29 protein-coding genes and 2 tRNA genes are annotated in these 26,405 nt (G+C 35.6%); 22 read left to right on the top strand and 9 right to left on the bottom strand.

What is annotated here, in order from left to right:
• Positions 1 to 23 precede the first annotated feature (23 nt).
• The 4 genes from D7D81_RS17220 (at position 24) to D7D81_RS17205 (ending at position 4,648) form a co-directional block, all read left to right on the top strand.
• The gene (locus D7D81_RS17220) at positions 24 to 386 is read left to right on the top strand and encodes a biotin/lipoyl-containing protein (protein WP_125991259.1); all 363 of its coding nucleotides are present in this window, start codon (positions 24 to 26) and stop codon (positions 384 to 386) included.
• 27 nt (positions 387 to 413) lie between these two features.
• Positions 414 to 1,526: a sodium ion-translocating decarboxylase subunit beta gene (locus D7D81_RS17215; protein ID WP_125991258.1), complete on the top strand. Its 1,113-nt coding sequence runs from the start codon at positions 414 to 416 to the stop codon at positions 1,524 to 1,526.
• A gap of 68 nt (positions 1,527 to 1,594) precedes the next feature.
• Entirely contained in the window at positions 1,595 to 2,938 is a 1,344-nt protein-coding gene (locus D7D81_RS17210; RefSeq protein ID WP_125991257.1) for a pyruvate carboxylase subunit B, read from the top strand.
• A gap of 78 nt (positions 2,939 to 3,016) precedes the next feature.
• Positions 3,017 to 4,648: a phosphoenolpyruvate carboxykinase (ATP) gene (locus D7D81_RS17205; RefSeq protein ID WP_125991256.1), complete on the top strand. Its 1,632-nt coding sequence runs from the start codon at positions 3,017 to 3,019 to the stop codon at positions 4,646 to 4,648.
• Positions 4,649 to 4,724: 76 nt separating this feature from the next.
• On the opposite strand, the gene D7D81_RS17200 is transcribed toward D7D81_RS17205, so the two are convergent.
• The 3 genes from D7D81_RS17200 to D7D81_RS17190 form a co-directional block, all read right to left on the bottom strand.
• Positions 4,725 to 5,138, bottom strand: coding sequence for a bacteriohemerythrin (locus tag D7D81_RS17200; RefSeq protein ID WP_125991255.1), 414 nt, complete (start codon positions 5,136 to 5,138; stop codon positions 4,725 to 4,727).
• A 69-nt stretch (positions 5,139 to 5,207) separates the two neighbouring features.
• On the bottom strand, positions 5,208 to 5,624 hold the full coding sequence (locus tag D7D81_RS17195; protein WP_125991254.1) for a bacteriohemerythrin: 417 nt from the start codon (positions 5,622 to 5,624) through the stop codon (positions 5,208 to 5,210).
• A gap of 772 nt (positions 5,625 to 6,396) precedes the next feature.
• The gene (locus D7D81_RS17190) at positions 6,397 to 7,410 is read right to left on the bottom strand and encodes a Gfo/Idh/MocA family protein (protein ID WP_286169876.1); all 1,014 of its coding nucleotides are present in this window, start codon (positions 7,408 to 7,410) and stop codon (positions 6,397 to 6,399) included.
• A gap of 267 nt (positions 7,411 to 7,677) precedes the next feature.
• Here D7D81_RS17190 and D7D81_RS17185 point away from each other — a divergent pair, with 267 nt between their 5' ends.
• Positions 7,678 to 9,345 carry a glutamate synthase-related protein gene (locus tag D7D81_RS17185; protein WP_125991252.1) on the top strand — a complete coding sequence of 556 codons (1,668 nt, stop codon included), beginning with the start codon at positions 7,678 to 7,680 and terminating at the stop codon, positions 9,343 to 9,345.
• A gap of 154 nt (positions 9,346 to 9,499) precedes the next feature.
• Positions 9,500 to 10,198 carry a GntR family transcriptional regulator gene (locus tag D7D81_RS17180; RefSeq protein ID WP_125991251.1) on the top strand — a complete coding sequence of 233 codons (699 nt, stop codon included), beginning with the start codon at positions 9,500 to 9,502 and terminating at the stop codon, positions 10,196 to 10,198.
• A gap of 7 nt (positions 10,199 to 10,205) precedes the next feature.
• Here the strand turns inward: D7D81_RS17180 and D7D81_RS17175 are convergent, their stop codons facing one another.
• The 4 genes from D7D81_RS17175 to D7D81_RS17160 form a co-directional block, all read right to left on the bottom strand.
• Positions 10,206 to 10,970, bottom strand: a complete 765-nt coding sequence (locus D7D81_RS17175) for an IclR family transcriptional regulator (protein ID WP_125991250.1) — start codon at positions 10,968 to 10,970, stop codon at positions 10,206 to 10,208.
• A gap of 245 nt (positions 10,971 to 11,215) precedes the next feature.
• Positions 11,216 to 12,550 carry a type I glutamate--ammonia ligase gene (gene glnA, locus D7D81_RS17170; RefSeq protein ID WP_125991249.1) on the bottom strand — a complete coding sequence of 445 codons (1,335 nt, stop codon included), beginning with the start codon at positions 12,548 to 12,550 and terminating at the stop codon, positions 11,216 to 11,218.
• A gap of 260 nt (positions 12,551 to 12,810) precedes the next feature.
• Entirely contained in the window at positions 12,811 to 13,998 is a 1,188-nt protein-coding gene (trpB, locus tag D7D81_RS17165) for a tryptophan synthase subunit beta (protein ID WP_125991248.1), read from the bottom strand.
• Between the two features lie 346 nt (positions 13,999 to 14,344).
• Positions 14,345 to 14,420, bottom strand: a tRNA-Gly gene (locus D7D81_RS17160).
• A gap of 321 nt (positions 14,421 to 14,741) precedes the next feature.
• On the opposite strand from D7D81_RS17160, the gene D7D81_RS17155 reads away from it, so the two are divergent.
• The 3 genes from D7D81_RS17155 to D7D81_RS17145 all read left to right on the top strand — a co-directional run bounded on the left by D7D81_RS17155 (position 14,742) and on the right by D7D81_RS17145 (position 18,205).
• On the top strand, positions 14,742 to 16,487 hold the full coding sequence (locus tag D7D81_RS17155; RefSeq protein ID WP_125986259.1) for an IS1634 family transposase: 1,746 nt from the start codon (positions 14,742 to 14,744) through the stop codon (positions 16,485 to 16,487).
• A gap of 293 nt (positions 16,488 to 16,780) precedes the next feature.
• Positions 16,781 to 17,974 (top strand): S-layer homology domain-containing protein, encoded by a 1,194-nt coding sequence (locus tag D7D81_RS17150; RefSeq protein WP_125991247.1) that lies wholly within the window; start codon positions 16,781 to 16,783, stop codon positions 17,972 to 17,974.
• A gap of 142 nt (positions 17,975 to 18,116) precedes the next feature.
• Positions 18,117 to 18,205 (top strand) — tRNA-Leu (locus D7D81_RS17145).
• 108 nt (positions 18,206 to 18,313) lie between these two features.
• On the opposite strand, the gene D7D81_RS17140 is transcribed toward D7D81_RS17145, so the two are convergent.
• Both D7D81_RS17140 and D7D81_RS17135 read right to left on the bottom strand, forming a co-directional pair.
• Positions 18,314 to 19,471: a tyrosine-type recombinase/integrase gene (locus D7D81_RS17140; protein ID WP_164522337.1), complete on the bottom strand. Its 1,158-nt coding sequence runs from the start codon at positions 19,469 to 19,471 to the stop codon at positions 18,314 to 18,316.
• A 244-nt stretch (positions 19,472 to 19,715) separates the two neighbouring features.
• Positions 19,716 to 20,102 carry a helix-turn-helix domain-containing protein gene (locus D7D81_RS17135; RefSeq protein WP_125991245.1) on the bottom strand — a complete coding sequence of 129 codons (387 nt, stop codon included), beginning with the start codon at positions 20,100 to 20,102 and terminating at the stop codon, positions 19,716 to 19,718.
• 287 nt (positions 20,103 to 20,389) lie between these two features.
• On the opposite strand from D7D81_RS17135, the gene D7D81_RS17130 reads away from it, so the two are divergent.
• The 13 genes from D7D81_RS17130 (at position 20,390) to D7D81_RS17065 (ending at position 26,274) form a co-directional block, all read left to right on the top strand.
• On the top strand, positions 20,390 to 20,638 hold the full coding sequence (locus D7D81_RS17130; RefSeq protein ID WP_125991244.1) for a helix-turn-helix transcriptional regulator: 249 nt from the start codon (positions 20,390 to 20,392) through the stop codon (positions 20,636 to 20,638).
• A gap of 73 nt (positions 20,639 to 20,711) precedes the next feature.
• Complete coding sequence (locus tag D7D81_RS17125) at positions 20,712 to 21,443, top strand: phage antirepressor KilAC domain-containing protein (RefSeq protein ID WP_125991243.1); 732 nt, start codon at positions 20,712 to 20,714, stop codon at positions 21,441 to 21,443.
• A 24-nt stretch (positions 21,444 to 21,467) separates the two neighbouring features.
• A complete protein-coding gene (locus D7D81_RS17120; protein ID WP_125991242.1) occupies positions 21,468 to 22,073 on the top strand; it encodes a phage infection protein in 606 nt (201 codons plus the stop codon).
• A gap of 17 nt (positions 22,074 to 22,090) precedes the next feature.
• Entirely contained in the window at positions 22,091 to 22,327 is a 237-nt protein-coding gene (locus tag D7D81_RS17115; RefSeq protein WP_125991241.1) for a helix-turn-helix domain-containing protein, read from the top strand.
• Positions 22,317 to 22,547, top strand: coding sequence for a hypothetical protein (locus D7D81_RS17110; RefSeq protein WP_125991240.1), 231 nt, complete (start codon positions 22,317 to 22,319; stop codon positions 22,545 to 22,547). The genes D7D81_RS17115 and D7D81_RS17110 overlap by 11 nt, the downstream gene beginning before the upstream one ends.
• A gap of 128 nt (positions 22,548 to 22,675) precedes the next feature.
• Positions 22,676 to 22,951: a hypothetical protein gene (locus D7D81_RS17105; RefSeq protein WP_125991239.1), complete on the top strand. Its 276-nt coding sequence runs from the start codon at positions 22,676 to 22,678 to the stop codon at positions 22,949 to 22,951.
• Between the two features lie 420 nt (positions 22,952 to 23,371).
• Positions 23,372 to 23,569, top strand: a complete 198-nt coding sequence (locus tag D7D81_RS17095; RefSeq protein WP_125991237.1) for a hypothetical protein — start codon at positions 23,372 to 23,374, stop codon at positions 23,567 to 23,569.
• Complete coding sequence (locus D7D81_RS17090; RefSeq protein ID WP_125991236.1) at positions 23,562 to 23,765, top strand: hypothetical protein; 204 nt, start codon at positions 23,562 to 23,564, stop codon at positions 23,763 to 23,765. The genes D7D81_RS17095 and D7D81_RS17090 overlap by 8 nt, the downstream gene beginning before the upstream one ends.
• On the top strand, positions 23,762 to 24,043 hold the full coding sequence (locus D7D81_RS17085) for a hypothetical protein (protein WP_125991235.1): 282 nt from the start codon (positions 23,762 to 23,764) through the stop codon (positions 24,041 to 24,043). Before D7D81_RS17090 ends, D7D81_RS17085 begins: the two co-directional genes overlap by 4 nt.
• On the top strand, positions 24,040 to 24,825 hold the full coding sequence (locus D7D81_RS17080) for a RecB family exonuclease (protein WP_125991234.1): 786 nt from the start codon (positions 24,040 to 24,042) through the stop codon (positions 24,823 to 24,825). Before D7D81_RS17085 ends, D7D81_RS17080 begins: the two co-directional genes overlap by 4 nt.
• Positions 24,826 to 25,179: a hypothetical protein gene (locus D7D81_RS17075; protein WP_125991233.1), complete on the top strand. Its 354-nt coding sequence runs from the start codon at positions 24,826 to 24,828 to the stop codon at positions 25,177 to 25,179.
• A complete protein-coding gene (locus D7D81_RS17070; protein ID WP_125991232.1) occupies positions 25,180 to 25,899 on the top strand; it encodes a Rad52/Rad22 family DNA repair protein in 720 nt (239 codons plus the stop codon).
• A gap of 18 nt (positions 25,900 to 25,917) precedes the next feature.
• Positions 25,918 to 26,274, top strand: a complete 357-nt coding sequence (locus tag D7D81_RS17065; RefSeq protein WP_125991231.1) for a hypothetical protein — start codon at positions 25,918 to 25,920, stop codon at positions 26,272 to 26,274.
• The last annotated feature ends 131 nt before the right edge of the window (positions 26,275 to 26,405 follow it).

Below are 26,405 nucleotides of genomic sequence, written 5' to 3'. Positions count from 1 at the left end.
ATGTTAGAAAGGGGTATTTCACTATGAAAAAATTTAAAGTTACTATAAATAATAAAAGCTATGAAGTTGAAGTAGAAGAAATGGGTGCTGCTTCAGTAAGTACTACTGCTCCAGCTGAGGAAAAAGTCGAAAAAACTACTGTTGAAAAACCTCAGGCTGTTCCTGGGGATGTAGAGGGAGAAGAAATATTAGCCCCACTACCAGGTACAATAAGTCTACAGGTTGCTGAAGGTGATACAGTAAGTGAAGGTGATACAATCTTTATATTAGAGGCAATGAAGATGGAAAATGAGATTGCTGCAACAGCCAGCGGCACAGTTAAGGCTATTTATGTTTCTGATGGAGACTCTGTTGATACAGGAGATGTACTAGCAGTAATTGGATAAAACAGTGATGAAGAGGGGGGAAAAGTCGTGATAGAAAGTCTTCTCAAATTTGGTGCTGAAACTGGCTTTGCAAACCTTACATTTAAAGAGTTTGTGATGATAATAATTGCCTGTGTTTTATTCTATCTGGCAATTAAAAAGAAATATGAACCACTACTCCTCTTACCGATAGGTTTTGGGGTACTGCTTGCCAATCTCCCATTAGCTGATTTGATGGAACCCGGTGGTTTGCTTTACTGGTTATATCAGGGGGTTAAACTGGGAATATATCCACCATTAATTTTTATGGGGGTTGGGGCTATGACCGATTTTGGTCCTTTAATTGCTAATCCTAAGAGTGTTTTATTGGGTGCGGCAGCCCAATTTGGTATTTATGTTACCTTTATTGGGGCTATCTTACTGGGATTCACTTTGCAGGAGGCTGGCTCGATTGGGATTATTGGTGGTGCTGATGGTCCTACAGCTATCTTTCTGGCTACCAAATTAGCGCCGCATTTATTAGGCCCAATTGCTATAGCTGCTTATTCGTATATGGCTTTAGTTCCGATTATTCAACCGCCTATTATGAGGGCCTTAACTACTAAAAAAGAGAGACAGGTTAAAATGGAACAGTTAAGACCTGTAAGTAAGCTTGAAAAGATTATTTTTCCTATAATTGTAACGGTTTTAACAATACTTTTGCTGCCTTCAGCAGCAGCATTAATTGGTGCGCTTATGTTTGGTAATTTAATGAGAGAATCTGGTGTTGTTGATAGGTTAACTAAAACTGCCCAGAATGAATTAACCAATATTGTTACTATCTTTTTGGGGCTAACAGTTGGTGCAACAGCTAATGCGGAAAGCTTTTTAAGCTTGAGTACTATTAAGATTATTGTCCTTGGTTTAATTGCTTTTGCAATTGGAACAGCTACTGGGACATTGTTTGGTAAATTAATGCACAAACTAAGTGGTGGTAAGGTGAATCCACTTATTGGAGCAGCGGGTGTTTCTGCAGTACCGATGGCTGCACGGGTTGCCCAAAAGGTTGGTAAGGAAGAAAACCCGAGCAATTTCTTGCTTATGCATGCTATGGGTCCAAATGTAGCCGGGGTTCTTGGTTCTGCCATAGCGGCAGGAACATTGTTATCATTACTTGGTTAGTCAAAAATAGTATACATGGTAAATGAAATAATAGAACTGTGCTTAGATAATTAAAAGGGAGTGAAAAAATGACCGCGAAGAAAAAAGTAGGTATAACTGAGACTATTTTCAGGGATGCCCATCAATCATTACTGGCAACACGAATGTCTACAGACGATATGTTACCTATTGCTGAAAAGGTAGATAAGGCGGGCTATCATTCTGTTGAGATGTGGGGTGGTGCTACCTTTGACAGTGCAATGAGATACCTCAATGAAGACCCATGGGAAAGGTTAAAGAAATTAAAGGAAAAGATGCCCAATACCCCTTTCCAGATGCTCTTGAGAGGTCAGAATATTGTAGGTTATAAACATTACCCAGATGATTCTGTAAGGGAATTTGTCAGGTTGGCTATTAAAAATGGTATTGATATTTTCCGTATCTTTGATGCTTTAAATGATGTTAGGAATATGCAGGTTGCTATTGAAGCAACAAATGAATATGGCGGCCATGCCCAGGCAACTGTTGTTTATACTACCAGTCCTGTACATGATATTGAACATTATATTGAAACTGCTAAAGAATTAAAAAAAGTAGGGGCGGATTCAATTTGTCTTAAAGATATGGCTGGTCTATTAAAACCATATGAAGCTACAGAACTTATTGGTTCACTGAAAGAGGCTGTTGATATACCTATTCAGCTGCACACCCATTATACCAGTGGTCTAGCTTCAATGACCTATCTTAAGGCTGTTGAAGCTGGTGTTGATGTTATTGATACTGCTCTGTCTACCCTGGCTCTCGGCACATCACAACCTGCTACAGAAACAATGGTTGCTACTTTTGCCGGGACAGATTATGATACTGGTATTGATATGGAATATGTGTCTGAATTGAATAGATATTTTAAAGATATCAGGGATAAACTAAAAGAGAATATGGCTCCTAAAGATGTTGACCCTGAGGTATTAATTTATCAGGTTCCAGGTGGGATGTTATCTAATATGAGGAGCCAGATGAAAAAAATGAATATGTTGGATAGGTTAGAAGAAACCCTCTTAGAGGTACCAAAGGTTCGTGAAGACCTGGGTTATCCGCCACTTGTTACACCGATGAGCCAAATTGTTGGGACACAGGCTGTTTTTAATGTAGCGACAGGTGAAAGATATAAAGTAGTCAGTAAAGAAGTTAAGAAGTACCTACAGGGTGGTTATGGTAAGGCACCAGGTAAAATTGATGATGACTTCAGGGCAAAAATTATTGGTAAGGATGCTGAAGTTATTACTCATCGCCCGGCTGATGACCTTGAACCTATTATGGAGAAGGCTACTAAAGAGGTCAAGGAAAAGGGGTATTATACCAAAGAAGAAGATGTCCTATCATATATTATCTTCCCTGCTGTAGCAGAAGAATTTTTCAAAAATAGAGGATAGTATTAGACCAGAAGCTAGTAGAAAAGAAGTATAAATAAATAAGAATAAAAAAACTTCAAAAGGAGTGGGTTTTTTAATATGTCAACTATTGAATATTTTGAAACAAAGGATATTATCTCAAGGATAAGGACTACTGTTGAGACAGCATTCTATGGTAATAATGTGGAGAAATTATTAACACCTGCTGAGGCATATAAGAAGGCTAAAAACAGCCCTGGTACTATTGAGACAGGTATGCCGATCTATAAACCAGAAGAAATAGGTTTACCACAGGATGCTAATATATTATTATTTAATGATGGTGCTGTTAAAGGTCGTTGTGCTGCTGCCCGTAGAATTGTAGGAGAACCTGAAGTAGATCTTGAGGATTATGCTGCTAAAATCAGGGAAGCTGTTTATGATACACGCTATCGCAAGATGTACCACTGCCAGGCCTATGTCGGTTTAGATAAAGATTTTATGATCAAAGCACACCTGTTAATGCCTGAAAACCATGAAAATATTGCTTACTCCTGGTTGTTAAACTTCCAGTATATTAATGAACTTTATAATAAAATGTATAAGGAATCCCAAAAATTACCTAATGAGGGTGATATCTATATCTTCTCAGACCCTGACTGGACACACCCTGATCATCCCTTGGGATTAACCTTTTTTGACCCGGAACATAATGTAGCTGCTTTACTGGGTATGCGTTATTTTGGTGAACATAAGAAGGGTACACTTACACTGGGTTGGGGTACTGCTAATAGACACAACTTTGCCTGCTGTCATGGTGGATTAAAGAGATATAATCTCAATGATAACAGCAAATATGTTGTTGCCGTATTTGGTCTTTCTGGTTCTGGAAAATCAACTATCACCCATGCTAAACATGGTGGTAAATATGATGTAACAATTCTACATGATGATGCCTTTATTATTAATGTTGATGATGGTTCATCTGTTGCCTTAGAGCCTTCATACTTTGATAAGACCCAGGATTATCCGATGGGTGATGAAGATAATAAATACATCTTAACTGCCCAGAATACTGGAGCAACCATTGATGAAGATGGCAATGTAGTACTGGTAACAGAGGATATCCGTAATGGTAATGGACGTGCTGTAAAATCTGTTTTATGGTCTCCTAACCGGGTAAATAAGATTGATGAAAAGGCTGATGCTGTATTCTGGTTAATGAAAGACCCAACATTACCACCTGTTTTAAAATTAAATGGAACTTCTCTGGCTTCTGCAATGGGTGCAACCCTGGCTACCAAAAGGACATCTGCTGAAAGACTGGCAGAGGGTGTGGATCCTAATGCCTTAGTTGTTGAACCATATGCTAATCCCTTTAGAACCTATCCATTAGAACAGGATTATAATAAGTTCAAAGCCCTGTTTGATACTGGTATTGAGTGTTATATTTTAAATACTGGAGCCTTTATGGGTAAAGATATTACACCTCCAGTTACCCTGGGTGTAATTGAATCTATAATTGAAGGTAAAGCAGAGTTTAAACAGTGGGAAAATTTCTCTGACATTGAAATCATGGAGATAGATGGGTATGTACCAGATTTCAGTGATACAGACTATAAAAAGCAGTTTACGGCCAGAATGAACGACAGGATTGAATATATTAAGGGTAGAGAAACTGAAAGGGGCGGTTTTGATAAACTGCCGGCTGATGCCCTGGAAGCTATCCAAAAGGTTGTCGAAGAGATATAAAAAAAGCTATATAAAGTAGCTAGACAAAAAGTTAACCCCCTTGAATTTTTATGTTCAGGGGGGTTAATTATTTTTATTATGCTTCTTTTTCTCTGATTATTTTGCTGTATTTTTGGTCTTCTTTTAAAATGTGCTTGGTAATCCAGTTGGCGATAAAGTCCAGGAGTTGATTTGTTGTTTCTAGCTGGTCATTATCAAATTCCTCTAGATCAATTTCTTCAAGTTTTTTAACAAAAAGCTTATGTTGGAATTGGTGACTGGGGAGTTCCAGAAAATCATGTTTTTCCATTAGTTCTTCTTCACTAGTGAAGTGGTAGATGGTATAGTCATATAATTCTTTCAATAGCCGTTTGACTTCATCATATTGATCAAGTCCTTTGGTGGTGTTTTCCATAACATATACCAGTTCTTCACCAATACCTAGTAAATTTTTATGCTGTTTGTCAATTTCTTTAATACCAACAGAATAAGTTTCTTTCCACTCAAACACAATTATTGCCCCCTTATGTAAATATTTTCAATAAATTATTAGATAGCCTCTTTTTATTGCGGCTATTTGTTATCGTACACCTTTTTCTCTTAAGACTTTACTGTACTGAGGATCTATTTTTAAAATGTGATTAGTAATCCAGTTAGAAAGAAATTCCATGATTTTAAAAGTTGAGTCTATTTGATCATTATCAAATTCGTCTAGATCGATTTCCTCAATTTTCTTGACAAATAGTTTATGTTGGAATTGATGACTGGGAAGGTCAATAAAATCATATTTTTTCATTAGTTTTTCTTCAGCAGTAAAATGGTAGACTGTATAATCATACAGTTCTTTCAACAGACGTTTGATTTCATCATATTGATCAAGTCCTTTAGTAGTATTTTCCATAACATATACCAGTTCTTCACCAATACCTAATAAATTTTCGTGCTGTTTGTCAATTTCTTCAATGCCAACAGAATATGAGTCTTTCCATTCAAACACTATTATTGCCCCCTTATGTAAGTATTCTTTACAGGTAAAGATATTGTCTAATCAATTAACTTTTATTAAAATTATATCATATTAAGGGAAATAATACAAATAGTTATTATTATTGACAATTATTTAATATAAGGAAACTATTATTTGTAAAGTGTGGATAACTTTGAAGACCGACATATTTGTTTCCCTTGTCGTGCACCACAGGTACTCCGTATTTAACTAGACCGTACAATAACAGTTTGAGGTTGCGCTACAGCGTCCTGCTTACGCTTACTGTCGAGAAATTGTCTTCCGGTTCACTGACTCTTCTTTTTATTACGCATAGTTGAGTCAGCATCAGGCCATCGAGGCCAAGTTCCGTACCTCCAGGCAATTTCTAGAGTCGTACAATAAATATATTTGCCTGGCTAATAGTTTATTGATTAACTATGTGTAATAAATAGTTGACTTAAGAAAGCTGATATATTTGATTAAGTTTGGGTGGCGTAGCCATTTTGTTCAGGTATAGGAAATTATGCAATTTTGAAATTGTGGATAACTTTAAAGACCGACCAATATATTTACTTACCTTGTCGTGCACTATGGCGTCCTGCCTTCGTTTACTGTCGAGAAATTGTCTTCCGGCGTCCATGCCTCCAGACAATATCTAGAGTCGTCCAGTAAATATATTGGTCTGGTTTATTATGATGAGTAGTTAACTTTGAGTGAAAAGTGGTTCTAAGAAAAAATTAATAATTATTGATTAAGTCTGGCTGGCGAAGCCATTTTGCTCTTAAACTAAAGAAATTTCATTAGTTTTGGTGTCAACTGGATATGCTTTGTTGTCTTTGATAGATTTCAGGATGTTAAATACCATTTTAACGTCACCATATTCAATCTCCGGGGTAACAGCGATTTCCTCATTCCCTAATAATGAATTATAGAAATTAAGGAGTTCATTAAAATAACCTCTTTCAGGTCGATAGGGTATTTGTTCAGAACCGCCGTCTCTGTATGTTATATTAATAGTACCACATCTTCGTTCTTCCAGGTATATTTCTCCTTTATTACCAAAAATCCTAAAACCTATCAAGGGACGCTGGGTTTCTTTACCATCAGTATAATAACTATATTGACCTATTACCCCACTGGAAAATTTAATCTGGGAATTAACAGATATATAAGGACTAAAATCTTCCTGCTGGGGTTGACCCATGGCATAAACATAATCTACTTTCCCAAAAATATGGCGCATAGCAGCTATATCGTGGAGACCTGCATCAAGGAAAGTACCTCCTTTAAATTTAGGATGTTGTCTCCATTCTGTAGCAGCAAAGGTGTTTTTAGACATCTGATTTTCAAAATCAGCAGCATTATGATTAATAAAATAGATTACATCACCAATTTTTCCCTGATTAATAATATCTCTAATTTTATTAATCTCATCGTTATAACGGTAATTTTCTGCAACCATAATGTTTACCGGGTGTTTTTTATGGAGCTTAAGTAGTTTTTCGGCCCCTTCCATAGTGGATGCTAATGGTTTTTCTGCAATTAGATTGATGTTTGCTTTTACGATATTATGATAGATATCAAAATTTTCTGGAATAGGAACCATTACATCAACAGCATCAATATCACCTCGTTTGAGCATTTCCTTGTAATCATTATATACATTTTCCTGGGCGAGGTTAATTTCCCTGGCAAAATCTACCGCATCACTTTTTGTTTTATTACAAACAGCTACAATCTGGTAATGATCACCTAATTCCTGGATAGCAGGCCAGTGCAGCCGTTTCCAGGCCATTCCGGTACCAATTACAGCAAGTCTTATTTTTTTGATAGTAATCGTCTCCCTTCTATATAGATATTATGTCAGTAGCAGAAAAAAAGATTAGCAGTAAATATTACCTGTTTTAAGAATATTGTCTAATAAATATGTTTTGCAGAATATCGATATTCTAATATCCATGTATACAGGTATCATTGCTATGATTAGTATTTACTTTTCCTGACATTAACCTTATACTATTAGCAAAATTAATAATATGATGTAATAAGGAGAGGATTACTGATGTCAGAATGGAGAAAAAGAAATGATGCCCTCGGTACTGTAAACCGGGGAGATGCTTGTGAATCTGGTCTTTGTACATTATGTAGAGCAGATTGCAAGGGAAAATGTGAGACCTGGATGTCTTCTTTAGTGGGTAGAAAAATGCTCTATCCGAGGGATTTTGGTACAATCACCTCTGGTAGTGCAAATATTGATGCCAGTGGAGTAGGTTATCATACTCTCCGGATACAAGGATATGCCCACGGAGCCCATGGACTTGCAGAGGGTTTAACTGATAATGCAGATGACTGTATTTTTCCAAATGTCGATATTGAAACCAGTTTTGGTAATAATGTAAAGACTAAAAGTAGGATTCCAATGATGACAGGTGCTTTAGGCTCTACATTTATTGCAGCAAAATACTGGGATTCATTCGCTATTGGTGCTGCTCTGGCTGGATTTCCAATCGTAATTGGTGAAAATGTTGTGGGCGTAGATAAAGAAGCAGTGCTTAAAGATGGTAAAATTACTAAGGCTCCTGAATTAGACCGTAGAATTGAGGTATATCAGCAATATACCAGGGATGGGTATGGTGCTATTTTTGTTCAATTAAATGTAGAGGATACCAGAAATGGTGTAGCCGAATATGTAATTGATAAATATGGTGATGATGTAATAATAGAACTCAAATGGGGTCAGGGTGCCAAAGATATAGGTGGTGAGATTCAGGTTAAAAGCCTTGAATATGCCCAATTTCTTGCCAGGAGGGGTTATGTAGTAGACCCTGATCCAATGAAAGAGTCTAATGTAAAGGCTTTTAAAGCAGGTGCGATTAAGAGTTTTGCGCGTCACAGTCGTCTCGGGGGGACAGATGCTGCTACAACTGAAGAACTACAGGAAGGGTTTATGGAACAGGTAGAATACCTGAGGGGCTTAGGATATAAACGTATCTCTTTAAAGACTGGTGCATATGGAATGAAGGCTCTGGCTATGGCCCTGCGTTTTGCCGCTGATGCTAAACTTGATTTATTGACTATTGATGGTGCTGGTGGGGGTACAGGTATGAGCCCCTGGAATATGATGGAACACTGGGGTGTGCCATCATTACAACTCCATGCTAAAGCGGTAGAATACGCCAATATTTTAGATAAAATGGGTATAGAAGTACCAGACCTTTCTTTTGCTGGTGGATTTGCCAGGGAAGACCATATGTTTAAAGCTTTAGCCCTTGGTGCCCCATATGTTAAACTGGTATGTATGGGAAGGGCACCAATGATTCCTGGTTTTGTAGGTTCAAATATTGAAGGGGTTTTCCATCCTGAAAGAAAAGAAACACTAAATGGCAACTGGGATAGCCTGCCAAAGACAGTTAGTGAATTAGGTGACACACCTGAAAGCATTTTTGCCGGCTGGTATGATGTTGAAGAGATAGTTGGTCAAGATGAAATGCAAAAAATACCTTATGGTGCTGTAGCAATGTACACATTAGCTGATAAATTGAGTGCTGGACTAAAACAGTTTATGGCTGGTGCTCGGAAATTTAACCTTAGTGAATTAAATCAATCTGATTTAATGGCTGCCAATAGGGAGGTTGCCAGTGAAACCGGTATCCCATATATGACCGATGCTCTGGATGAAGAGGCTAAAGAAATACTCAGAAAGACATGGTTAAGGACTGTAACCGCTTAATAAAAATTAATGATAAACTTTATACCTTTACTGAAGCAAGTCTAGCTTCAGTAAAGGTATAAAATTAAATGTTCTGATATGACTTAATAATATTTTTGATTAATGATATAATATTTAAATGATAATCTATAATCTAAAAAAGAGGTGTATTGAAATGCCAGATTTAAATTTATCAGCTATAGATTCTTATAGTTATGAACCCTTAAGAAAACAGGTATATAAGGTATTACGGGAGGCGATTTTAACAGGTGATTTGTTGCCGGGAGAGAGGCTTACTGAGGTAGAATTAGCTGAACAATTAAATGTAAGTCGTACACCAGTAAGAGAGGCTTTTCGTATGCTTGAGCTGGAGGAATTGATAGTTATTATTCCTCAACAGGGTGTTTTTGTAGCCGGTATAAAATCCAGACAGGAGATGGATGATATATTCCAGGTCAGGATGGAATTAGAGGGATTGGCTGCTTGTTTAGCTGCCAGCCATATTACAGAAAAACAGATTGAAAAAATGAATGAATATCTGGATGAGATTAAGGAATGTATAGCTGAAAATAATCTGAAGAGATGTATTAAAATTGACATAGCATTTCATAAACTTATTAAAGAAGCCTCAAAAAACAAATGGTTGGAAAAGTTTTTAGATAACCTATTTGAACAAATAACACGCTTTAGAGCTAGGAGTTTAGGTCAGCCGGGCAGGATGGAAAAGGCTTTAAATGATCATAAGGAACTGGGCATAGCTATATCTGCTGGGAACGGTGAACTGGCTAAAGAACTAGCAAGAAAGCATATTAAGGGAGCCTGGGAAAGTGTTGTATCTGTGTTTGAAAAAGAACATGGGGAAGAGGGTAAATAAATTGCATTTATACTGTTTGTAGTTCTGCAGAGATTTGCTTTGCGTTGGAGATAATTAAGGGAATTAGTTTTTCAGTTAAATACTTATGGGTGATACGGCTGCTTGGACCAGAAATACTGATAGCTCCAAACGGCTTATTATTCATACCAAAAATAGGAGCAGCCACAGAGTGGACTCCTTTTTCTTTTTCCTCTAATTCAGTGGCATAGCCCTGTTTTTTTATTTTGTTTAATTCTTTTTGAAGAGAAAGAGGGTCAATTATTGTTGAATCAGTATATTTAATGAAATCAGTATCTTCAATATATCTTTCCAACATTTTATTATTTAAGTAGGCCAAAAGGATTTTGCCAGAACCTGTACAGTAGGCAGGATTTTGGGTTTTAAGAGAGGTGCTGACCTTAACCATGTTTTCAGATTCGATCTGGTCAATATAGACTATTTTATTGGCTTCTAGAACTGCAAAACTACTGGTTTCATTGCATTTATCTACAATTTCTTTTAAATAGGGTCTAACAAGTCCCCAAATATTAAAATTTTGATTTATAAGGTCAGCAATTTCATAGGAATGCAGGCCTAGACAGTAAAGTTCTTTCTCATTTTGCCTTACATATCCCAATTTTACTAATGTATTTAATAAGCGGTATACTGTACTAATATTTATATCTGCTTTCTTACTAATACTGCTTAATGATATTGGTTTTCCTTCTTCGACCAGTAGTTTAAATATATTTAAGGCTTTGATGACAGATTTAACTGTATTATCACGTTTCATAAACTAATGCCTCCTAATAAGATAAGATTTAAGAAGATATAATGTTATTTTTAAAGATAACATATATAAGCTGAAAGTAAATGCTTTTGATATTAATTATTCCTGTATACATGGATTATAATATTATAATATTAAATGGCCAGGGTTGATGAGTCCCTGGCCTTAGTTTAGCCTGGCAAAATAGATGTAATGGTGTAATATTGGAGAAAAAGAATTGCCAGGCAAGATTATTATTCAAGATTAAATTAAAATTTAGTTAAATACTGATCTAATTCCCATTGATGTACCTGTGTTCTATAAACATCCCATTCAATCTGTTTTGCTTCAACAAAATGGGTTAAGACGTGTTCCCCTAAAGCCCCTTTAATTATTTCGTCATCTAATAGTAACTCAATTGCCTCGTTAATACTACCAGGTAGACTTTCAATTTCTGCCTCATCTTTTTCAGCTAAGGTCATATCATAGATATTACTTAAGACTTCTTTGGGTGGTTCAATATTGTTTTTAATACCATCAAGACCAGCCTTGAGCATAACAGCAATAGCTAGATAAGGGTTAGCAGTTGGATCAGGATTTCTTAACTCTAATCTGGTTCCATTACCACGTGCCGCTGGAATCCTTATCAATGCACTACGATTAGCACTTGACCAGGCAATATAGACAGGTGCTTCATAACCAGGTACTAATCTCTTATAGGAGTTTATACTGGGATTAGTTATGGCAGTAATTGCTTTAGCATGTTTGAGGAGACCGCCAATATAGTAATAGGCTGTCTTACTTAAACCCAGCTCATCACTCTCATCATAGAAGGCATTTTCTCCATCTTTATAAAGGGATTGATGTACATGCATTCCAGAGCCGTTTTCTCCAAAAATTGGTTTGGGCATAAAAGTAGCATGTATTCCGTGTTGATGAGCAATAGATTTGGTTACAAACTTAAAAGTACTAATATTATCAGCAGTTGATAGGGCATCTTTGTATTTGAAATCAATCTCATGCTGACCAGGGGCAACTTCATGGTGTGAAGCCTCAACATCAAAACCCATTTCCTCCAGAGCTAGAACAATACTACGGCGTGCATCACTACCTAAGTCATTTGGTGCTAGGTCAAAATATCCTCCTTCATCATGAGGGATAATGGTTGGACTGCCGTCTTCATCACTCTTGAAAAGGAAGAATTCAGGTTCTGGACCGACATTCATACTGAATCCCATTTCCTCTGCTTCGGCTAAGACTTTTTTCAATACATTTCTGGGATCACCCTCAAATGGTTTGCCTTCTGGTGTGTAAACATCACAGATTAGACGGGCAACACTACCACCTTCTTTGGGACGCCAGGGAAAAATAGTAAAGGTATTATAATCAGGTCTTAGATACATATCAGATTCCTGTATCCTGGTGAATCCGTCGATAGAAGAACCATCAAACATAATTTTGTTATCCAGGGCATCTTCTAATTGATCAACAGTTATGGCTACGTTTTTTACAATTCCCAGAATATCAGTGAACTGCATTCTGATGAATTTTACATCATTTTCTTTAGCCAGTGCTAAAACATCTTCTTTTGAATAGTTAGACATATAAATCACTCTCCTCAAATAATTATAAATCACAAATTACATGTTAAGTATATGTCATGTTTTAGTGATTTGTCAATAGCCCGAAAATTATAATGAAAAATGGCTATGAGGATTGATATAACAAGCTTTATAGGGATAAAATGCCGAAAAAGTTTTTTTATAAATACCTGTGTACAGCTATACTTAGTAGAATTATCATCAAAAAGAAAAAAGACAGCCTGAGGGCTGTCTTTAATCAAATATTAAGATTTTATATTTCTCTATTTTTCTAATTCTGCAATCTGCTGAACATCTTTATCACCACGGCCTGATAGGTTAATAATAATTATTTTATCTTCATTAAGCTCTGAGGCCAGTTTGAGTCCATAGGCAATGGCATGTGAGCTTTCCAGTGCAGGGATGATTCCTTCTGTTTCTGACAGTTCATGGAAAGCAGCCAGGGCATCTTCATCATAGGCCAGAGCATATCTAGCCCTACCAGAGTCCTTAAGATAGCTGTGTTCAGGACCAACACCGGGATAGTCAAGACCGGCAGCAATCGAATAGGTAGATGAGATTTCACCATTATCATCTTCCAGTAGGAAACATTTAAAGCCGTGAATAATTCCCTTGTTTCCAAAATTAAGTGATGCTGCATTTTCACCAGGTTTGTTACCTTTACCACCTGGTTCAACACCAATAATCTCAACTTCTTTATCATTGACAAAAGGGTGAAATAGACCTATAGCATTACTACCTCCACCTACACAGGCTACCAGATAATCAGGTAGTCTCCCTTCTTTTTCCAGGATCTGTTCCCTGGCCTCTTTGCCAATGATAGACTGAAATTCACGGACAATAGTAGGATAGGGGTCTGGGCCTACAGCAGAGCCTAACATATAAAAGGTATCATTGTAGTTCTCTATTAAATCTTTTAAGGCCTCATCAACAGCGTCTTTCAGGGTTCTTCCCCCTGTTTCCACCGGGATAACGGTAGCTCCCAGTAGTTCCATACGAAAAACATTCAGGGCCTGTCTTTTGGTATCGATTTCTCCCATATAGATAATACATTCCATATCCATTAGGGCACAGGCTGTTGCGGTAGCAACACCATGCTGGCCAGCACCTGTCTCTGCGATAATACGGTTTTTCCCCATTCGTTTGGCCAGTAATGCCTGACCGATAGTATTATTAATCTTATGTGCACCTGTATGATTCAGGTCTTCACGTTTGAGGTAAATTTTAGCAGCATATTTCTGACTGAGTTTTTCTGCAAAATAGAGTGGATTAGCCCTACCGATATATTCTTTGTTATAATAGGCGAGTTCTTTTTTAAAATCCGGGTCATCCTTATATTTATAAAAAGCATCCTTTAATTCATCCATCACCGGTATTAATGGTTCAGGAACATATCTGCCGCCAAATTCACCAAAAAATCCATCAACCATACTCTTTTCGTCTAAAGCCATAATTACTAATACCTCCTGTTTAATTAATTGTTAAAAAGAACAAAATTGCTTTACCATCTTACTTCAAATGTAAATTTCTTGATGGCAGAAATTATCCACAATATGTGAAAGCACATAATTTCCTAGCCATTAAAAAAACCTTACTATAAGTAAGTAAGGTTTGAGATAATCGAGTAATATAATTATAGAATCTTCCTCAAATATTTCAGAGGAAATAAAATTATATACCTATAATTTTTCCAGAAAACTCTTCTCATCTCAACTAACCTGATACTTACTGTCTAACAGTAAATAAACATCTGATAATACTCTCCTCAGCTAAACTCATCTCACCTCCTGGTAAAAATGGAGCGGACAACGGGATTCGAACCCGCGACCTTCGGCTTGGGAAGCCGACGCTCTACCAACTGAGCTATGTCCGCATAAGTATCTTATTTAATTGTTTTAATTATAGCACATTATTAATTTTTTGACAAGGGGGATTTAGCAGTAATTCTACTGGATTCCTTCCAGATATTACATGGCTGCTTTTATAGTATTTTAAAGATATTTATGATATATTTGTAGATAGCTAGTATAATTGTAAAAAAAATAATTAATATACCATACGGGTTTTTGACAGTTGCATAAGATAAAAATCTCCGAAAGCCTTGATATAGGCTTATTTTTATGTCAAATTTTCCACTTTTCTATTGCGTAATTTACCGTAATGTGGTATGATATAAGGATAAGGGGGAATTTTTATGCGATTGAATATTAGTAAATCCAAAAATGCGTCTTCTCTCTATGTCATTAAGGATATAAACGTAAGAGGAAAACGCACAACCAAAATTGTAGAGAAACTTGGTACATATGATGAGTTATTAGAGAAGTTAAACGGAGAAGACCCTATCCAATGGGCAAAAGAATATATTAAGGAATTGAATGAAAAAGAACGGCAGAAAAAACAGAAAGTTATTGTTAAATATTCTCCTGTTAAAAAAATCAAAAAAGACCAACAACGGGTTTTTAATGGTGGTTATCTCTTTCTTCAAAAAATATATTATGAACTTGCTCTTGATAAACTTTGTGATAGATTATCTAATAAATATAAATTTACGTTTGATCTTAATAATATCTTATCTCGACTGGTTTATGGACGTATTTTATTTCCCTCATCTAAGTTAACAACGCATCGTCAGGCAGCTACTTTTATTGAGCCACCAAACTTTGATCTTCAACACGTTTATCGAGCTCTTGATATTTTGGCAAAAGAGTCTAATTTTATTCAAAGCACTCTATATAAAAACAGCTTAAAAGTTTCCAAACGTAATACAGGTATTCTTTACTATGATTGTACCAATTACTTTTTTGAAATTGAGCAGGAAGAAGGATTGAAACAGTATGGAGTTTCAAAGGAACACCGTCCTAATCCCATTGTACAAATGGGCCTTTTCATGGATGGAGATGGTATTCCTCTTGCCTTTTCTATTCACAAAGGAAATACCAATGAACAAACAACTTTAAAACCTCTAGAGAAAAAAATCATTGATGATTTTAAATTATCAAAGTTTGTTGTTTGTACGGATGCTGGTCTTGCCTCCTATAATAATCGACGCTTTAATGATATTGGTAATCGTGCCTTTATCACAACTCAATCGGTTAAAAAATTAAGGAAACACCTTAAAGAGTGGGCCCTTAACCCAAGGGGTTGGTCTTTATCAGATAGCCAAAAATTGTATAACCTTTCTGAATTGGAAGAAAAAATTAACGCTATAAAGGACAACCATAAAAAAGAACGTTGGCTTTCTAAAGTCTTTTATAAAGAACGGTGGATTAAAGAAAATGGCTTAGAGCAAAAAATGATTGTTACTTTTAGTTTTAAATATCGTAATTATCAGCGACGTATCCGACAGGAACAAATTTTACGGGCTCAAAAGAAAATTGATTCCAATCCATCCAAAATAGGTAAAGCAAGCCAAAACGATTATCGCCGTTTTATTAAAACAACGACTTGTACAGATGACGGCGAAATCGCCAACAAAAAAATCTATCATATCAACACGGATGTAATTGATAAGGAAAAGATATACGATGGATTTTATGGTATTTGTACCAACTTAGAGGCTAATATTTCAGAGATTATAAAGGTCAACAAAGGTCGTTGGCAAATCGAAGAATGTTTCCGAATTATAAAAACGGAATTCAAAGCAAGACCGGTTTACTTAAGTAAAGATGAACGCATTGAAGCTCATTTTATAACCTGTTTTATTTCATTGTTGATTTACCGACTTCTTGAAAAACGACTGAACAGTGAATTTACTTGTCCAACAATCATCCGAAATTTGAAAAACATGAATTTTCTAGAAGCCAGAGGCGAAGGCTATATCCCTGCTTATACCAGAAATAATTTTACTGATAATTTACATGAGATTTTTGGTTTTAGAACAGACTATCAGATTATCACTAACAAAAAAATTAAAAAAATAATTAGAGACACAAAAAATTAAAAAAATACGCACTTTTTTACATAAAGAAAGCCGTAAGAAACCTTTTATTTATAAGGTTTATACGGCTTTTTGCTTTTTCAACTGTCAAATATGGGATTATAGCACATTATTAATTTTTTGACAAGGGGGATTTAGCAGTAATTCTACTGGATTCCTTCCAGATATTACATGGCTGCTTTTATAGTATTTTAAAGATATTTATGATATATTTGTAGATAGCTAGTATAATTGTAAAAAAAATAATTAATATACCATAATATTCTATTCTAAAAGAAAATGAAAGGAGATTAAAAATGTTTAAACATTTAAAACAGCTGGCATTAATTCTTATTATAGTATTTTCACTACAGACAGTCTTAGCAGCTGAACCAGTTGACATTTCTAATCACTGGGCCCAGGACTATATACTTAATCTAGTGAATAATGAAGTGATGGAAACCTATACAGATGGGACCTTTAAACCAGATCAAAATATTAGCAGGGGGGAATTTGCTGTATCTCTGGCCAGGCAGTTAAGTCTTTTGCCAGATAATAATACACATTTAAAAGACCTGGCAGGATATCCAGAACATAACTTAATTAATGCCCTGATCAGGGATGGAATTATTACTGGTTATCCTGATGAAACCTTCCGGCCTGATGCGCCTATCACCAGGGCAGAGATGGTGACAATTATGATAAAAGCACTTGGAGTAACAGATAAGCAGGTTTTAATCAACCTTGAGCAATATCAGCCCTTTGATGATATATCAAATGATTATTGGGCAAGTGATTATATTAAAATAGCAGAAAAATTACAGTTAGTCCAAGGAACAGATGGAAAGCATTTTTCACCAAAAGAGAATACAAGCAGGGCAGAAGCTGCTAAATGTCTCAGTAAGATGGCCAATCTCTCTGCTGGCACAGGTTATTTAACTGATGTTTATCCTACTTCCCAGAAGGTATCTATTAATTTCCTGGATGGACAGCGGGAAATATATGATTATAGTGATGATATCCTGGTAGCACGTAATAACAGAAACATACCTTTAGAGGAAATACTGGAAACAGATAAGGTTTTTGTAATTGCTGATCATAATGATAATGTAAAATATGTTAAGGCCTATGGTATGGTTACCCAGGAGGACCTGGCAGCAGAGATTAGTGCTATTACTAATGGTGTTATAAATACTGATGAGGTAGAAGAGATATCTAATGGAAACCTGGAGTTTTTAAGACCAAAAGTTAGAACAGCAGTCAAAGATCAGTTAATTAACCAGGGACTTAGTATTGGAGAAGTAGAGGCAATTATGTCAACAGACTGGGATCAGTTAGAATCATTGAGCAGGGACAGGCTTTCTGAAGCAATTGCCATTCAGACCGGACTTCCGTTGGATATTACCAGGAGTTTACTAAGTGGTGACTGGGAGAAAATTAAATCCTATGCACAGATTGAAGTAGTGCAGCGACTGGTACTGGAAGTTTTAAACTCTGATTTTATTTCTTAATGGTGGGTAAAGAGTGTTAGTACTATAACTATAAAAATAATATAACAGGGGAATTACTTCTTAAAAAATGAATATAATTTCCCTGTTATAATCTTGCTTTTTAACAGTAATTATGTTAATATATATAAGTGTTAAACAACATGCCGAAGTGGTGGAATTGGCAGACGCGCTGGATTCAAAATCCAGTGGGCTTTATCGCCCGTGTGGGTTCGACCCCCACCTTCGGCACCATGATATGACAGGAACGAGAGCGGTTTTTACACCGCTCTTTTTTAATACCCAAAAGTGCCAATCCTGCTATAATCCTGCTATAAAATCTTTTTTTCTAAAAAAGTAGCCCTATTTTATTATGCTGTCAAACATGTCCGCTGCCTCTTTTTGCATTGTTTCGGTAGCGTGCACATAAATATCATTTGTAGTCCTACTAGTACTATGCCCCAATCTTTCTTGAACTACTTTTATGGCTGTTCCATTCTCCAGCATAAGGGTAGCGTGAGTATGCCTAAGCATATGAGGCGTATAACCTTCTAATTCGGTACCTTCTACAAGTCTCTGCATTTGATGGGTAGGAGTATCAGGGGACAATCTAGTACCATCATCATTGCAGAATATCAGATCCCCATCTTCATAATTATAACTATCCCCGTATGTTAATTTACATTTGTTCTGCAATGCATTAAGTTTTTTGAAAGTATTAACTACGGTATCGGATATATCTATAGTTCGTCTAGAACTATTGTTTTTGGGGATATCTTTAATAACAGCCCCCTCCCCCTTTTTTCTAACTAATGCCCTTCTTACATATAATTTTTTTCTATTGAAATCTATATCTTTCCATCTTAAAGGCAATATTTCGCTTCTTCTCATACCAGTATATACAGCTAGTACAATAAAATAATATACATCTTTGTCGCAAGCCATATTAAGTAATTGATTGATTTGTGAAGTATTAAGAACACCTATTTCTTTACGTTTTTTGCGTGGTGCAGGAACAGGTTGGCAGGGATTATTGGGTATTAACCTTAATAATACAGCCTGTTTGAGGGCTTTAGAAAGTACTCTATGATGTTGTAAGACAGTAGTGTTAGACAACCCCTTGCCCGTCTTTTTATTACCGTGTTTGAGCTTGTCCGATTGATAAGTCTGTATATGCTGAGGTTGTATTTCGGTCAATTTCAATTCCCCTAATGCTGGTATTATATGAGTTTCTATAATTGTCCTATAACCGTCTGTTGTAGTAGGGGAGAGATTGACCTCTGCATAATCAGCTAACCACTGTCTAAGATAATCCTTTAATTTATATTTTTTAGGATTGACAGGTATACCATTATTAACATCAATAGTTTTTTCGGCTACCCACAACTCGGCTTCTTTCTTACCGTTGCGAGTATTCGGAAAAGTTTTCGATATTTTTTTATACCTGCCTGTTTTTGGGTCTTTGCCAACATACAAAAAATATTCAAGATTACCCGATTCTGTGACTCTGTAATTGGCCATTTTTATCCCCCTCATTAATTTTATTAATAGCCCTCATTCTTTCTTCGTAGTTTAATCTTTGATTCAACAATATTATAACGCAATCCTCTAGGTAAATAGTCACAATCTCCTTTTTCATCTCAACAATTTTGATGTGTAACAATAAACTACATCTCCTTTCTACAAACTTATGTTCGGTAATTTAAGAAAAAATTATAGGACTTAGTACAATAGTTCGTGGCGTTAGTACAAAAGTCCTTTATATTTATTTGTCTTTCTTTGTCAAAATAGGTCGTAACTGTTCAAAAGTATCAACAATAGCCTTAATATCTTTTGCAGATAATCCTTTTTCTTTAGCATAAGATAAGGCTTCTATGTCTTGTATTTGAAACTCTTTAATCAGTTCCTGGATAACTGGCGGTAAGGTTTCTTTATCTAGACCGTGTCGTTTATCTGTCTTGCACATAAGATAATCAATTGAACAATTAAAATAATCAGCCAAATTATTCAAAATATCCGATTGAGGTTTCCTTTTATTATTTTCATACATGGATAGTGTAGATTTGGTTACATTGATTGCCTTAGCTACGTCTTCTAAAGTTTTATTATTCTCTTTTCTTAAATTTCTTAATCGCTTAGCGAATGACTTCATTTTGTTGACCTCCTAAAATTATTATATAGTATTTTCATTATAAAGAAAATACTTTTAACAAAAAAATAAAAAATACTAAAAAAAACACTTGACAAGTTCACAATAGTGTAGTACAATAAATTCAAGTTAACAAAAGAGAAAAACAGAACCTTGAAAACAAAATATGGATTCTATTATATTTTTGGCTGTTGTGGCCGCGATTCTGCCGAATATAGCCTCTGGCGCTTTAGCACGAAACAAACAAAAATATAGTGGACTTTAAAAAATGCTTAAGGGGGGGTGACTATATGTCGGTAAAACAAAACAAATTTGAAGTTAACTCAAACAAAATTAAAGCATTAAGAGCTGAATTTAGTATTACTCAAATTGACATGGCTAAATTGTTAGATATTAATCCTATAACCTATCAACGTAAAGAAGCAGGCGAATCGCATTTTTCTTTAATAGAAGCTAAAAAGATGGCAGACTATTTTAACATGGAAATTGAAAATGTTTTTTTTGCGCCTAAAGTTAACAAGAAAGAACATATATTATAGTTAAGTTAATCTTTTGAAATTCCTTTAGGTAATTTGAACTATTTTTTAAAAAAATTAAAAAGGAAGTGGCTACATGAATAATTTGATTAATGTCAATTACAAGGGCGATAGGCAGACAGTAAGCGCTAGAGAATTGTGGGAGTTTTTAGACGAGCCTTATACAGAGTTTCCGAAATGGTTTAACAAGTATAAGGGGTATGGGTTTGAAGAAAATCAAGATTTTAGAGAACTCCGAATAAAAATTCGGGCATCTAACGGGGCCTGTCATAACGCTATTGATTATGAAATTACAATAGAAATGGCTAAAGAATTATCAATGTTGCAGAAAACCCCAAAAGGAAAAGCTGCTAGAAGATATTTTATTGAACTTGAAAAGAAATGGAATAGCCCAGAGGTATTTATGGCTAGAGCCTTAAAGATGGCTGATAACAAAATTACTAAGTTAGAAGAAAAAATTGAGCAAAACCAACCTAAAGTTATATTTGCTGATTCAGTATCAGCTTCCGACACTTCTATTTTAGTTAGGGAACTAGCTAAAATATTAAAGCAAAACGGAATAGACACTGGTCAAAACAGACTGTTTTCTTGGTTGAGAGATAATGGTTATCTTATAAAAAAAGAAGGCACAGATTACAATACTCCCACCCAAAAGTCAATGGATTTAGGATTGTTTGAGATTAAAGAAACATCAATCTCACGTGGTGATGGAACCGTTAAAATATCTAAAACAACTAAAGTTACAGGGAAAGGCCAAATATATTTTGTTAATAAATTTAAAAACATGGACTTGAAGGAAGTTAGTTGATAACCATCAAGAAAGGGTGATTAAATGTCAAGTAAATATGAACTATACTTAAACGCTTATAACAAAACATTAGAAGGTTTCGACCGGGATAAATGCAAAGACGAAGATATAATTTCGATTACTAAAAAACTTGTACTATATGGAGTCAAAGCGATAAACAACAAGATAAAAAAAGAATACAACTTGCCGGGAGAATTAGAAAGAAGATTTGAATTTATTGACATTACAAAAGATTTAATGGGTACATTAACCCCTAAAGAATTTATGAATGTTTTCCCTATTGAAAAAGATTATGACGGTCATAAATATGGTGCAAAAGATTATTTTTACACTAGGGATTATATTCAAACTCTAGAGCAAGGTGAGCCAATAGGAGAAGAAATATTAAATTTTCTATGGGAATATCAAAACGATGAAATATTAGAGTTTAGTGTAGAAATGATGTCTTGTGTGAGCGATTTAAGAAGAATGAGAGGCAAACCTTCTATCATGGAAGAGTTTGCTGCTAAGAATGGAATAAAAATGTATTCTATGCAGACGGATGATAACGGAAATGAATATTTGTTAGACCCAGAAACAGGCAAAACAGCAAGATTACAAAAGAAAAGGCATTTACATATTGTCAAATAATAGAAAGGAGAAATAACATGACCCCATTAGAGATAGCCCAGAAAGACAGTATTAAAGAGTTGCTGGACAAACTGCCCTTTGTAATGCCACCTAAACAAGCTAGGTCAATAATTGATGTGGGGCATAACAAAATATATGAAATTCTTAATAGCGGAGAGTTGCCAGCAACAAAGTTACATGGCAAATGGTTGGTCAACAAATATGACTTAATTGAATTCATCTTAGGAGGAGGTATGAGAGAAAATGCAAGCTAATCTGATTCTATCTGATGAAAAAAGAGAATTACTAGCTGATGGTATTAATGATATTGCATTATACATAGCCAGAACAGAGGGTGTAAATGTCAACATTATAGCGGACAAGCTGGAAGATAGTCTTTGTTCTGCTAGTGTTATAGATGCACTGGTAGACGACATTAAACTTCAACTAACGGAGAGTGATTATAATGCCAAGGCAAAGATACAGGCGAGCTAAGTATGACCCTTATACAGACGAATATCAATGCAAGTATTGCGGTAGATGGCAAAATAAACCCATCTGTGATAATTGCATGAACATGATAGAGGCAGAGGTAGACGAGTATTTACTAGAAAGGGGTTAATATGAATATATACGACTATGAACGGTATGGCGATGACTTATTTTACAACCCTGCCAATGACATATTTGAAAACGATATGACTCACGAAGAATTCGAGGAATATCAGCAGATTATAGAAAGGAGAAAAACTATGAAAAAAATCAGCAATATTGTGGATAAGCTGGATAGAGATAGCAATTTGCCCAGGCATGAAATAGAACGGATAGTCAAGGAAACTGTGAGGCAGATAGAGGAAAGGGATAGAGCAGAGCTGGCTAAGGTAGCTGTTACTGACTAAGAAGATGAAGGAGTGATTAGAATCTATTATCAACGTGTCTACTCTAATTGTTGGTTTGTGTCTAAGAGGGAATTATTCAAGTCGTGGCTAACATGGAAAACCATTGAAATATGGGAAAAGATACTTGAACAAAGAGCAATGCAAATGCTTAACAGAATTATTTATATGTGTATCTATTACGTGTTAATCAAACATTGCAAAAAAGAAAAGGGAGAAGGTGTTATGTATGTTAGATAAAGACGTTTGCCCTAAATGCAAAAGATGGGCGTTAGATATGGATACATTAGAATGTGATTTTTGTGGTAGCAAATTTAGAGTTTGTTCTGCTTGCAATGGCAGTGGGCATTATGACAATGATGGTAGTCCGGAATGTGCGGGTTGCGATGGCACAGGGTTAGAAGAAGTTGGAGGGTGATAACAATGCATAACAACATACTTGTATATTGTTCGACATACAAGAACAATGGCAAGACGGTTATAAATCTTGATGAAGGAATCAAAAAAGTTGAAGGTGAGAACTGGCAAGACAAGTGGGAAATAAAAGGGACAAATGTAATGAGTTGCAATGAAGACGGGGCTATTGTAAGAGTTTCATTAGAAGGTGTTAACAATGGATAACGGGATAGGCACAGGATTATTATTCATTTTGATAGTTGGTGGTTGTGTAGTGCATGGGCTTATTACAAAGCAGATGTATTGGGATAGGAAAGAAAAGCAGTTCAAGATGAAAAATAGCCCTGCTGGTAGGACAGCAGAGCGGTTACATAAACATTCTACTAAAATTATATCAAATGGGAGAGTGATAGGCAAATGAAATTTGATGTGTTTTTTGGGAGTTCGTTAGGGAATTTAATTTTCCAAATACATGATGAAGATGGCGTTAGAATAGCATACGAAGAGCATGATGAACGCTATTTGTCTAAAGATTTGTTTATTAAATATGCTAGATTAATGGCAACAGCACCCAAACTATTAGAAGAGTTAGAAAACGCTATTGCATATATAACAGGAGATAAAGTAATGAATAGAGATGATTTGGATAGATTGATTGAGACTGTCAACAAGGGCAAAGGGGAGGCAAGGAGTAAATGAATTTAAGTCATAGTAAGCTATCAACATATGAAACATGTGGCATGCAGTTTAAGTATAAGTATTTAGATGGTTGGAAACCCATTCAGGGGAATGCTAATTTTAAGTTTGGCATATGTGTACATAAAGCTATAGAAATGTATTTTATAAAAGGTAAAGACCTTGTAAAAACATTTGTTGAGGAGTGGGACAAATACCAAGGGGTAGACCTTAACTATTCTAGATATGACAATTGGGAGAAGTTGCTTGAAATAGGCAAGAATCTAATGACATTGTTCAAAGAAGAAGAGGCGGGCAAGTTTCTAGAAATGTATGCAGCAGAAGATGTATTTAAATTTAAAGTTAATAGAGGCATTAATTATTATGGTCGCAATGATTATGTGGGGGAGGTTGTAACACCAGAAGGTGAAGTCATTAATGCTGTGGTCGATTTTAAAACTGCTGGTAAAAAATATGATGGGACAGAGATAAAACTTAATGACCAATTAACCAGCTATTATCATGCAGCTAAGAAATATAATCTCAAAATAGATAAAGTGGCCTATTGCGTGTTGGTTAAGACTAAAACACCTAAGATTCAATGGTTCTTTGATACCAGAACCGAGGAAGAAGTTCAAGCCTATTTGCAGAAAGCGGGAGAATATTATAACGACATAATGCATGATAGGTTCGATAAGAAATTTGGCATGCATTGTAAATGGTGTGACTACAAGCCTTTATGTTTGGGTGATGAAAAAATGATACAAGAACAATTATATCAAGAAGAAAAGGAGGCTGCGAAATAGATGGGGTTAACAAAAGGACAATTAAGTATCATTTTACCACAAAAGAAAGGGACATCTAAAGCTGATGGATATGCAGGTCATTATATATGTTCGCCCGATTGTCTATTTAGGTTACATCACCACGTATTAAGTTTGGGTGGTCAAAGATACAGAATTTCTAGTGTAGGCCATATGATTAGAGAAGGCCAACCGGAAGAAGTGGCCCACAATGCATTATTTGAAACTATGGTATTTAATGAAAGCGAACAAGGCGAACCAATTTTTACAGAAATAGAAACTATTGCTTCCAATAATTCTATTGAAGCTACTGAAAATCATTATAAATTAGTTGAAAAATATAAGGAGGTTAGATAAATGGATTTAGAAAAATTAAAAGAACCTCTACCTATAGATGAAATAAGCTGGCGTGTTCAAAGTTGCGGCATTAATTCAAGCGGGAAACCATGGGCTATGGTATTAGCTTACAAAGACGCTAGGGCTGATATGAATAGGTTAGATGAAGTGTGTGGCCCTGGTAACTGGCAGAGAAAACATAGTTTCGGTAATAATGGTGAAATACTTTGTTCGGTAGGTATTAAGATAGGTGATGAATGGGTATGGAAGACAGACGGGGCAGCCCAGACAAACGTTGAAGGAGAAAAGGGTGGTTTATCAGACGCTTTCAAGCGTGCTTGTGTTAGTTGGGGGATAGGTAGGTATCTATATAACCTAACAGAAAACTTTGCAGAGTGCAGCATGGATAAGAATAAAAGGTATCAAGATGGCTGGAATAGTGCAAAAGTAACCGCAAAAAACAACAAGCAAAACCATAAGGACACATGGATATACTGGAAAGCCCCGCAACTTCCATCATGGGCGTTACCTAACAGAGGTAACAGCATAGATAAGATAGAAAATTCTACTCTAGCAGCTATACAGTCATACATCAAGCGGGATGAATCAGCACAGAATATTGCAAAAAAATCAGTTGCAGAAAAAGGTTATAGCGATTGGGGTGGATTGAAAAATTATACTCAAGAAGAAGGAGAGAACTTACTTCAAAAAATAGAATCAGCTGTTTCGGCGGTATTGTGACAGATTGGAGGTGGCGAAATGGGAATGGATTTTTATGCTGAAATATCTGACAAGATAGATGAAAATGGTGATAACTTAAGAGCACCTGATAAGCTATATGAAGGTATAGTATTAGTTGAATGTCTAGGCAATTCAAGTTTTAGAGCAAAATATTATTTTGATTTCATTTGCGATTTAGGTTATATGATTATTGGTGATGTGGTATCTCCAGATTACGTAGAAGAAATATATCAAGAAATGAAAAGATATATACAAGATGAATGGACTGAAGCTGATGAAGATTATTATGGTATATCATCAACAGGAGTGTATAATTTGCTAAAATGGTTTGAAGTAATTGCCAAAAATAAGTTTCAAATATATGTTTCAAGTTGACACAATATCGGCGAATAGAATCACATTGCCCCTTAACCGGGGTAGAAAAATTTTTTCTTCCAAAAATAGGTATATATACCCCCACAATATAATATATTATAAAAATTATATGTCGAATAAAATAGGTCTAA

This window comes from Halocella sp. SP3-1, assembly GCF_003953885.1.
GTDB classification, from domain to species: domain Bacteria; phylum Bacillota; class Halanaerobiia; order Halanaerobiales; family DTU029; genus Iocasia; species Iocasia fonsfrigidae.
The sequence above is the reverse complement of the archived record's forward strand: the minus strand, read 5'-3'. Positions and strand labels throughout refer to the sequence as shown.